A 10522-nucleotide genomic window follows, 5' to 3' on the forward strand; every position below is an offset into this window, starting at 1 on the left:
CCATTTCGCTGTTGGTCTCCGCGCCACCGAGATCAACAAACACCGCAACTCCATGATCGGACCATGCTGCCTCTATGGCCGCAAGAATACCCGCCGCATTGGTACCGAGACCGCCCTCGGGATTGCCTCCGCACCATGAAAGCGGCACGCTATCGCCAACCATCTGGCGCACCATATCGGCAGTGCCTTTCGCAACGAGCGGCGAGTGCGAGACGATCACAATACCCACATTTGCAATCTTACCTTTCATGCCGGACGGTACTCCTTCAGGTAGCGGCAAATGGCTATTGTCAGGAGAGCACAGCTCGACGCCCCCGGATCGACATGGCCAATGGAACGATCTCCAAGGAACGAAGCACGTCCCCGCATCGCCTTCATGCCAGCTGTTAGTTGCGCAGACACCTCCGCCCTTTTGGCAATGTTGATCAAGGCCGATTGCCTTACCATTTCTGTTTGAACGGGGTAGAGCACGTCGAGCAACGTTTTGTCACCTGCATGAGCGCGCCCGCGCCGCGCCACTGCATCGATCGCCTCTCCGAGGATGGTGGCGAAATCCGCCTCGTTTTCCCGGGTGCTAAGCCGCCGTCCGATTTCGATCAGCAAGGTCCCGTAAAGCGGCCCTGAAGCGCCGCCGACGCTCATGACAAGCGTCATCCCAATCGTTTCGATCGCCTGCGGCAGCGGCAAGCTGCATAAGCGTTCCCGATCGAGATACACCGCCTCGCAACCACGCCGCATGTTGGTCCCGTGATCCCCGTCGCCGATGGCCCGATCGAGCTCGCACAGGTCATCTGCATGGATCACGATGGCCTCGTGGCAGGCTTCGATCAGTCCCAGCATAAGTTCCCGATCAGTCTGCAACGACGGAAGTCTCCCCTCGCGCGACTTTACCATCGATCACCTTTGCGACAGTCTCGAAAGCAGCAGCGACAGCGATGGCTCCCGGATCAGCGACACCGGCGAGATGCCCCGCACCCACATACGATGCCCGGCCCGCATTTGCTCTGGTCATCGCCATGGTGGCATTGGCACCCGTAACTGCCGCCCTGGCAGCGTCAGAGGGTCCACTTGCCGCCAAGGCTCGCAATGCCGGATCGAGCGCGTCCACCATGGTTCTGTCACCTGGTCTGGCTCCGCCGTAAAAAGTCATGCGGTCGAGGCCCTCAAGCAGTGCGACAGGCAGATTGTTCTTCTCCGTCATTGCTTTGGCTGCTGCCGTKAAAAAGATCGAGAGCAGAACGCCACTTGATCCACCCATACTGGTTGCCAAAATCCCACCGATTGCTGCAAGCGTTTCCGCATTATCAGCGAGCGGCAATGACTTGATCTTGCCAAGCACGCCTCGCGCCCCAGCAGCAACTGTCGATCCCGTGTCGCCGTCTCCAGTGCGGGCATCCAGACGATTGAGCTCGGCTTCAAGCGAGATCAGATGCTGGCACATGGCAGTCACCAATTCTTCCGCCAACGGATCGTGGCTCGCCGCGGCCATGGCCTCTCCAACCGGGACCTTGGGCGCGGGAATAATATCCAGGCCATGCCGTAGAACCGGCGGAGCCCACGCATGAGGGGCGACGGGAGAGGCAAGCGCCGTCTCACGTTCTGCTTCGAGTCGGATGAGCGAAAGCGAAAAGCCGTTCATGTTGAGCGCTGTCATCATTGGCGAGGGGCCGATCACAAGCTTCACCCGATCCGCCAGCGAAGACGCAAGAACATCATGGGCAATGAGGCTCATTTCCAATGGCGGCACAGCCCCAAGGTTATTGATCAACAACGCATAGTCGCCCGTCCCCGGCAGAGACGCTGCAAGCCGCCCCGCCATGATGGCGACGATCCTCCCGGACTCCTGGATCGCGATACGTTCGACCCCCGGCTCGCCATGAATGCCAAGACCGAGTTCGCCCTCGTCAGCGCCGAGGCGTTGCTGCTGCTCCTGGCCGGGGATCGAGCATGTCGACAGCGAGACACCCAGCGACACAATCTCGCCAGCCGCCGATGCAGCAGACGCAGCTACATCTTCAAGGCTATCGCCGCGTTCGGCGAGAAAGCCTGCGATCTTGTGAATGAACAGCGTGCCAGCAACTCCACGCGGCTGGGCAAGGTCGGGAAGCGCAATATCGTCCGCTACGATGACCATCTCCACCCTGAACCCTTCGGAGCGCGCTCTTTCAGCGGCGAGCCCAAAATTCAGCCGGTCGCCGGTGTAATTCTTGACGATCAGCAGGCAACCTTTCGGCCCTGTGACAGCGCGGATCGCCGTAAGCACAGCATCAACGCTGGGAGAGGCAAAAATCTCGCCCGAAACGGCGGCCGTCAGCATGCCCCTTCCGACAAACCCGGCGTGGGAAGGCTCATGACCCGCACCACCGCCGGATATGACGGCGACCTTGGACTTGTCCCAGTCCGCACGCAGGATGACCTTGATATCCGGATAGCTATCAAGCCGCGCTAGCATTCCGGGACGACTCGTCAGCAACAGACCATCCAGCGCCTCGGTAACTATGTTTTCCCTGCGGTTGAAAAAGTGTTTCATCGGCATTTTCCAGTCTTTTCACCTTTTACGCGTGTTGAACAAACCATTCGGATCGCGGCAATCCCTCAAACCACCCTGTTTCCATCCGCACCGAAATACAGCGGATTTCTGAGCGCTAGGCCAATTGGATCTCCCGGTTTTACCGGCAGACGCGGGTTGGCCAAAGTGATCAGCTTGCAGTCGCCGACCCGTATATGCAGGTGATTCTGGTCTCCGAGGTGCTCCACCCAATCGACGTGCGCATTGACATCGCCGCCTAGCGTTATGTCCAGATGTTCGGTCCGCGCCCCGATCGTTCGTGTCCCTGCCGGAATCTTGCTGTCCGGCAGAAGGTTAGCCGGAAAAAGATTAATATGCGGCTGCCCAAGCCGCGCAGCGACATGAACATTAGCCGGGTTGCTGTAGATTTCTCGCGGCGATCCGATCTGCACCAATCGACCCTCGGTGAGAATGCCGATGCGATCGGCCATTGTCATGGCTTCGATCTGATCATGTGTCACGTAGAGAAGCGTTGATCCGAGCTCTTTCTGAATGCGTTTGAGTTCCAGCCGAAGATCAGCGCGCAACTTCGCATCCAGCGAGGAGAGCGGCTCGTCCATGAGATAGATCGCGGGCCGGCGTACAAGCGCCCGGCCGATGGCGACGCGTTGCATTTCGCCGCCCGAAAGCCGGGTCGACCGGTTTTCGAGCTTGTGGTCGATGCGCACCATCCGCGCGACTTCCCGAACCCGGCGATCGATCTCATCCTTGCCGAGACGGCGGGCCGGCGACCGCAGGGGAAAAGCGAGGTTGTCGTAGACCGACAGATGCGGATAGAGCGAATATTGCTGAAAAACGAACGCGACATCGCGGCCCGCCGGCGCTTCTCTCGCCACATCATATCCGCCAATAATGATGCGGCCACTGTCGGGGCGCTCCAGCCCGGCAATCAGGCGCAGCGTAGTGGTCTTGCCGGCACCGGTGGGGCCAAGCAGGACGACGCATTCTCCGTCGGCAACAACCAGATCCACATCGGAGACGGCACGGGTTTCGCCGAAATTCTTGTTGATGCCTTGCAGGACGACTTCAGCCATGATGATGCTCCTCATAGCGGGATGACGAAACGGCCCTGCCGGATGTGCAGTCGAAGAGAGACAGTTTGTCGTAGTTGAGTTCAAGTCCCACGGTTTCGCCGATGCGGAAATTCTGATCGGCTGGTACACGCGCCTTGACCAGTCCCTTACCCATCTCCACTGCGACGATCTGGTTGGTCCCGTGATATTCACTGCCAAAAACAGCGCCGCGCAAGGAGGACGCATCGCTGAAACTTATATCTTCGGGCCGCACCCCAAGCGCGAGTTCGCCTTCTGCAAGGTCCTGATGGATTTCCGGCACAGAAATATCCACGCCATCGACAACAACGGATCGTGCGCCCTTTTGCAGGCCGGCCGTAAACCGCAGGAAATTCATCGGCGGCGAGCCGATAAAATCAGCGACATACATGGTCGCCGGACGATTGTAGATTTCCTGAGGCGTACCGAATTGCTCGATGATGCCGTGGTTCATCACCGCGATCTTGTCTGCCATTGCCATCGCCTCCAGCTGGTCATGGGTGACGTAGACCGTGGTGGCACGGATCCTGTTATGCAACTCCCGCAGTTCCCGAACCATCAGATCACGAAACTCTGCATCCAGCGTGCCGAGAGGCTCATCCATCAGAAAGCACTTGGGACGCCGGACGATGGCCCTTCCGAGCGCCACGCGCTGACGATCGCCGCCCGCCAGACCCGATACCGACCTGTCAAGAATATGGTCGATCTGCAGGAGCTTTGCCGTCTCTTCTACGCGTGCGCGGATTTCCGCTTTGGCAATGCCCTGTGCGAGCAGCGGGAACCCAATGTTCTTGCGCACATTCATATGCGGATAAAGCGCAAAGAGCTGAAAAACGAATGCAATGTCTCGCGCCCTCGCCCGGTTGAACGTGACGTCTTCACCGCCAAGGAAAATCTTGCCKCTGGTCGGCAGCTCAAGCCCCGCAATCATCCGCAGTGTCGTTGTCTTGCCGCAGCCCGATGGACCAAGCAGGGCCAGGAATTCCCCATCGCGGACGACGAAGCTCGAATCTTCCACTGCGCTGAAAGCACCGAATTCCTTGCGCAGATTTTCTATTCTGATCTCTGCCATCGTCTACTCCGGGAACTTTGAAACGATGATGAACATGAGAGTACCCGCCAGCAGTGTGACCAGCGACCACGTGTAAAAGATCAGAAGGAAAGGCTGGAACAGCATCAGAAATCCGAGGCCGATCAGACCAGTCGCAATGTTCTCCATAGGACCGCGCCTGAGAAAGAACGGCCGTTTTGGTTTTGAAGGGACAGGTGACTGAGCCGTCATTTGCGTACTGCTCCAAAGGTGATACCGCGCAACAGCTGCTTGCGCAGAAGGATCGTGAAAACCAGGATCGGTACGACGAAGATCGTCGTACCGGCGGCAACGGCCGGCCAATCCTGCCCGCCTTCACCAATGATCGTTGGAATGAATGGCGGAGCAGTCTGGGCCGCACCCGATGTCAAGAGCACCGCAAAGGCATATTCATTCCAGGCAAAGATCAGACAGAAGATGGCCGTTGCGGCGATGCCCGTGGTCGCCTGCGGCAGGACGACCTTGAAAAAGGCCTGCATGCGCGTGTAGCCGTCGATCATGGCTGCCTCTTCGTATTCGCGCGGGATTTCGTCGATGAAACCCTTGAGGAGCCAGACGGCAAGCGAGACGTTTACGGCCGTATAAAGCAGGATCATGCCCAGCGCCGTGTCAGACAGGCCAAGCTGCCGATACATCAAATAAATGGGGATTGCGACGGCGATCGGCGGCATCATCCGCGTCGAGAGAATGAAGAACAGCAAGTCCTCGGCGAGCGGGACCTTGAAACGCGAAAATCCATAGGCTGCGAGCGTGCCAAGCGAGACGGCGAGGAACGTCGAGCCGAAAGCGATCACCAGCGAATTCTGGAAACGCGGCCAGTAGTTCGAAGGCCCGGCGATGACCATGTTGCGGCTTCGCGTGATTTCATCGCAGGTACTCGTCGGAGCCCCAAGCGAAGTGATGTAGTCGGAGGTTTGCCGCGTGCGCGTTGTAAACAGATTGCAATAACCCTCCAGCGTCGGCTGAAACACGATTTTCGGCGGATAACTGATCGAATCCGGCGGTGATTTGAAGCTGGTCAGAACGATCCATACGAGCGGGATCATCGTGATGACCGCATAGGCGATGACGATGGTCGCAGCGATGCGCTTGGAAGTACGGCTCGGCTCGACGACCGAATGGGCGGTGTTGACAGAACTCATCGCTGTTTCACCTTGTTGAGAGCTTTTACATAGATGTTGGCGAGACCGAACACCGCGACAAACAGAATGATGGCGAAGGCGGATGCACGTCCGGTGCGCCAGCTTTCAAAAGCCTCCCGTTTCAGCGTGATGGAGGCGACTTCCGTTGTCGAACCCGGACCACCGCCAGTGAGAAGGGTCACCATGTCGAACATCTTGAAGTTCTCGATGCCACGGAAGAGTACCGCGAGCATGATGAAAGGCAGCGCCATCGGCAGTGTGATCGACCAGAACTGGCGCCAAAGCGAAGCCCGATCCACCTCGGCAGCCTCATAGATATAGTCGGGGATCGATCGCAGCCCGGCTAAGCAAATCAGCATGACGTAAGGTGTCCACATCCAGGTATCGACAATAATAATTGCCCAGGGCGAAAGCCGAACCGAACCCAGCATTTCGAACGACGACGGCGGGATACCGGTTAGAAAAGACACGATGTGATTGAAAAGGCCAATCTGCGGCTGATAGAGAAATCGCCAGAAATTGCCGACAACGGCTGGAGACAGCATCATCGGAACAAGGATGACAGTCGTCCAGAAAGCGTGGCCGCGAAATTTCCGGTCAATCAGATAGGCCAGCGAAAATCCGATCAGCGTCTGCAGCAGGATCGTCCAGAAGACGAAATGCGCCGTCGTCTGCATGGCTTGCCATATATTCGGATCATTCAGCACCCGGTTATAATTGCTGAGGCCAACACTTTCGAGCGCGGCATTAGGCCGGTTCGCCCTGAAATTCGTAAATGAAAGGTAGATCGCCCAGATGAGCGGAAAAATATTGACGGCCAAAAGCAAAGCGATGGCGGGCGTAATGAACAGCCATGCCATGGAGCGATCGGACAGGCCGCGAATTCTGGAGGCGATGGGCGCCGGCGTAGCACGGGCAACAGCCTCACCCAAAATGGTGGAACTTGTATCGGTCACTGACTTCACCTGGGTTTTAAAGCGTCGCATTCGAAAGAACTGCCCGGTACGTTTTCGGATCCGGGCAGTCATTTCAGCACGGGGTCATCTGAAGCGCCGGAGCTTTAAAGCTTCCCGTCGTCCTTGAAGACCTCTGTCCAGTCCTTGACCAGCCCATCAAGCGCCTCTTTCGCTGTGCCCTTGTCTGCAACGACGTAATCGTGAAGGCGTTTCTGCATTGCCTGCAGAAGGATAGCATAGGACGGTTCCTGCCAGAAATCCTGAACCTGATTCATGGCCACAAGGAAATCCGCGGCAAACGGCTGACTCTCCGTAAATGTCGGGTCGTTCAACACCGTCTTGTGCACAGCGTATCCGCCAAGCGACCACCATTTTTTCTGAACATCCGGCTGGGCAAACCATTTGATATAGGCAAGAGCGCCATCCATATTGTCAGTATTGGCAACGACGGAAATTCCCTGTCCGCCGAGTGTCGATGCCGCAACCTTCTCTTTCGGATTGACGAAGAACCCGATCTTGTCGCCGCCGACCTTCTCGTCCTTGTAGAGACCCGGAAAGAAGGCGAACCAGTTCATCGCCATGGCCACTTGTCCGGATTTAAACGCATCGAGGCTTTCGCCCATATAGGCATCAGTATATCCGGGCGGCGTGCAGCATTTGTAGAGTTTCTTGTAGGCCTCGAGCCCGGCGACTGCTTCTGGCGAGTTGACCGCGCCCTCCATGTCATATTTGCCCGGCGTATTTTCATACTTGAAGCCATAGGGATAAAGCGCCGACGTTGCGCCCATGGTGATGCCTTCGGAAGCGCGTTCGGTGAAGATCGCAGCCCCGTAGACCTTCTTGCCGTCGATTTCCCGCCCATTAAAGAACTCGGCAACCTCCAGCAGCTCATCCCAGGTCGTTGGAGCGGCCAGATCACGATTATATTTCTTTTTGAATTCAGCCTGGATTTCCGGCTGGGCAAACCAGTCCTTGCGGTAGAACCAGGCATTGGCATCGCCCATCGCCGGCAACGCCCAATAGTTCGGCGTGCCCTTTGGCCACGTCGCATAGGCGTTGACCGCTGCATCGGCGAAATCGCTCATCTTGATCCCTTCCTTGTCGAAGAAATCATTGAGCTTCACGTAGTAGCCATTTTCAGCCGAGCCGCCTAACCATTGGCTATCTCCGATGAGGAGATCGCACAGCTTGCCGCCGGAGTTGAGTTCATTGAGGATGCGGTCGGCGAAATTCGGCCAAGGCACGAATTCGAACTTCATTGTCGTTCCGCTTTGAGAAGTAAAATCTTTCGAGAGCTCAACCAATGCGTTGGCTGGGTCCCAGGCCGCCCAACACAGGGTCAGCTCATCGGCTTTTGCAAGGTTCGGCGCTGCCACAAACAACACAAACGCCGAGGTCGCCCCGAGCAGGGCCTGCTTTATCGTTTTCATGCATTCCTCCCAGATACACAAGCGACACCGCGCCGCTCTTTGAAAAGATCCTTCGTTCCCTTGTTCTCACACGATCGTCCCATCGTGTTGAGTAATTTTGTTAAGTGATACGCTCTTTACTGAACATTTCAAGCATGAATCGTTGCTGCACCGCACACCTTGGCGTTGGATTGGGCTGCACTTCCGAAGCCTGTCCCAAGGGCGACCAGGGCTTATCGACCTCTTTCGCAACGGCGGATGAGATAAGGACTTCCTTGTTGAGCCGCTTCGCCAAATGAAAGACGGTGTTGACAGCACTGCGACAGAAAGCATGCGTGAGCCCTATGGGTTGCCAATGCGGCTGGCAGTCCATCATCCCAAGATCAACGTTATCTGCGGAAATAAAACGGATAATCCGACTTTTCCCAAGGTATTTGGACCACAACCTTTGAACGAATCAGTACGATGACCTACGCTTTTTTGATGTACATGAAGGCGGTAGGGCTGATCTTAATTTCATTGCTAGCGGGCTGCGCCGCCGGTGGTGCGCCGCAGATATTGGTATCGACCCGTACCGTCGATACCAATCAGGCTTTTGCGCTGCCCCCGCCCGGCGGTCCGTCGATCGTCAGCGTCATCGAGCGGCCCTATAACAATGCTGTCCAGCAGGAAATTCTGCTCGCCACCTCCGCCCGGACGCCTGGCCAGAACGTTTTGCGCGTGCAGTTCTTCGGGCCGGTCAAAGCCAATTTGTCCGGAGGCGATAAATTGCGTGACTCCCAACTGGGCGTCACCGACATTTCGCGTGAACTGCGTGGTACCCTCCCAGGGATAGCGATGAAACGCTCGCCGAACTATGTACAAAATCGCTACGGTCCGTTTGGCTTCGCGTCGGGGCGGTCGCGCTCAGGCGACACATGCGTTTATGCGTGGCAACGCATCCGCCCGGGTGAAAGCCAGACCCGCTGGCTGACCGGCCGGGGATCCATCCAGGTTCGATTGCGGCTGTGCGATTCAAACCTGACCGAACAGCAATTGCTGGCATTTATGTATGGGTACAGCGTCAACGCGGCATTTAATGACTATAGCTGGAATCCATACGGCGACGCCCCGGGGCCTGCTGAAAATCTTGGAAAATCCGGTGAGGACGTCTATTCGTCGGGTCCAGAGGCACCGCCCGCCGAAGCGCTGATGCCGCCGCCGGTACGGGCGCGGGCGCCGCAGCAGGTCCAACGCAGGGTCGATACGCAAGCTGCGCCTGCTCCTATGAGAGTGAGGCCTGCACCCATCGGGCCGCTCGTTCCGCCTCCGCCCGGCATGCAGGGCACGAGTACCATCCAGCCGATCGGTACCGCTCCGGTAGTGCCGGGAGCGGGCACTCGGCCGGCAAATACGAACAGCAACATTTACGTTCCACCGCCTCCGGCAACCGGTCAGCAGTAAACCAGAAACTTTTGGAGCGTTACACTCATCAGGGAAAACATACACGAAGCGGCTACAACCTCACACAATCGGGAAATGATATGAACGCCTCACCTGCCCATCATCAGATCCAAATGGTGATTCATGCGTAGACTAGGCATCATCATCATATGGATGTTCATGTCGATCTGCGTGCTCCTGCTCGTCACTTTACCAGTGAACCTGCAGACGCAGCTGATCGCCGGTGCGACGGTCCTCGCCATCATGATGGTGCTCAAGACACTGAATGCAGGTGGTATCTGGCGGTTGATCGCGCTAGCCTTCGGTACGGCTATCGTCATGCGTTATGTCTACTGGCGCACGACCAGTACCCTGCCTCCGATCAACCAGCTGGAAAACTTCATCCCCGGTTTCCTGTTGTATCTAGCGGAAATGTATAGCGTGATGATGCTGGCACTCAGCCTGTTCGTGGTGGCAATGCCTCTGCCGCACCGGCCCGGCCGGCCAACATCCAAGGGCAAACTGCCGAGCGTCGACGTCTTCATTCCGACATATAACGAGGACATCGAACTCCTGGCGAATACCATGGCTGCGGCAAAAGCCATGGATTATCCCGCCGACAGGATAACCGTCTGGATTCTTGACGATGGTGGGACGGTACAAAAACGAAATGCTGAAAAAATCGTTGAAGCCCACAGCGCGGAAAAGCGGTTCACCGACCTCAAAGCCCTGTCCGAAGCGCTCGACGTGCGCTATCTCACCCGCGAGAAGAATGCGCATGCGAAAGCCGGCAATCTCAACAACGGATTGGAACATTCGACTGGCGAACTGATCGCGGTCTTCGACGCCGACCACGCGCCTGCACGCGATTTCCTGTTGGAA

At 57.2% G+C, this 10522-nt stretch carries 11 protein-coding genes; 2 read left to right on the plus strand and 9 right to left on the minus strand.

Annotation, left to right across the window (positions count from 1 at the left end; translation table 11 throughout):
• The 9 genes from ACXJ5O_RS10545 to ACXJ5O_RS10585 all read right to left on the minus strand — a co-directional run.
• Positions 1–250, minus strand: a 250-nt coding sequence (locus tag ACXJ5O_RS10545) for a PTS sugar transporter subunit IIA domain-containing protein (protein ID WP_457299854.1), incomplete at its 3' end; no start/stop codon positions are given.
• On the minus strand, positions 247–894 hold the full coding sequence (dhaL, locus tag ACXJ5O_RS10550) for a dihydroxyacetone kinase subunit DhaL (protein ID WP_457299855.1): 648 nt from the start codon (positions 892–894) through the stop codon (positions 247–249). The genes dhaL and ACXJ5O_RS10545, both read right to left, overlap by 4 nt.
• Positions 851–2530: a dihydroxyacetone kinase subunit DhaK gene (locus ACXJ5O_RS10555; RefSeq protein WP_457299856.1), complete on the minus strand. Its 1680-nt coding sequence runs from the start codon at positions 2528–2530 to the stop codon at positions 851–853. Before ACXJ5O_RS10555 ends, dhaL begins: the two co-directional genes overlap by 44 nt.
• 65 nt (positions 2531–2595) lie before the next feature.
• Positions 2596–3603 carry an ABC transporter ATP-binding protein gene (locus tag ACXJ5O_RS10560; protein ID WP_457299857.1) on the minus strand — a complete coding sequence of 336 codons (1008 nt, stop codon included), beginning with the start codon at positions 3601–3603 and terminating at the stop codon, positions 2596–2598.
• Positions 3596–4693, minus strand: a complete 1098-nt coding sequence (locus tag ACXJ5O_RS10565; protein WP_457299858.1) for an ABC transporter ATP-binding protein — start codon at positions 4691–4693, stop codon at positions 3596–3598. The genes ACXJ5O_RS10560 and ACXJ5O_RS10565 overlap by 8 nt, the downstream gene beginning before the upstream one ends.
• A gap of 3 nt (positions 4694–4696) precedes the next feature.
• Positions 4697–4903, minus strand: a complete 207-nt coding sequence (locus ACXJ5O_RS10570) for a hypothetical protein (protein ID WP_457299859.1) — start codon at positions 4901–4903, stop codon at positions 4697–4699.
• Positions 4900–5853 carry a carbohydrate ABC transporter permease gene (locus ACXJ5O_RS10575; protein ID WP_457299860.1) on the minus strand — a complete coding sequence of 318 codons (954 nt, stop codon included), beginning with the start codon at positions 5851–5853 and terminating at the stop codon, positions 4900–4902. The genes ACXJ5O_RS10570 and ACXJ5O_RS10575 overlap by 4 nt, the downstream gene beginning before the upstream one ends.
• Positions 5850–6839: a carbohydrate ABC transporter permease gene (locus tag ACXJ5O_RS10580; RefSeq protein ID WP_457299861.1), complete on the minus strand. Its 990-nt coding sequence runs from the start codon at positions 6837–6839 to the stop codon at positions 5850–5852. Before ACXJ5O_RS10580 ends, ACXJ5O_RS10575 begins: the two co-directional genes overlap by 4 nt.
• 74 nt (positions 6840–6913) lie before the next feature.
• On the minus strand, positions 6914–8239 hold the full coding sequence (locus ACXJ5O_RS10585) for an ABC transporter substrate-binding protein (RefSeq protein WP_271895290.1): 1326 nt from the start codon (positions 8237–8239) through the stop codon (positions 6914–6916).
• Positions 8240–8683: 444 nt separating this feature from the next.
• Between ACXJ5O_RS10585 and bcsN the strand changes: the two genes are divergently transcribed.
• The gene (bcsN, locus tag ACXJ5O_RS10590; protein ID WP_457299862.1) at positions 8684–9661 is read left to right on the plus strand and encodes a cellulose biosynthesis protein BcsN; all 978 of its coding nucleotides are present in this window, start codon (positions 8684–8686) and stop codon (positions 9659–9661) included.
• A gap of 123 nt (positions 9662–9784) precedes the next feature.
• Positions 9785–10522 (plus strand): glycosyltransferase (locus ACXJ5O_RS10595; RefSeq protein ID WP_457299863.1); only part of this gene is annotated, 738 nt, incomplete at its 3' end.

The sequence above is a fragment of the Phyllobacterium sp. P5_D12 genome (assembly GCF_054049495.1).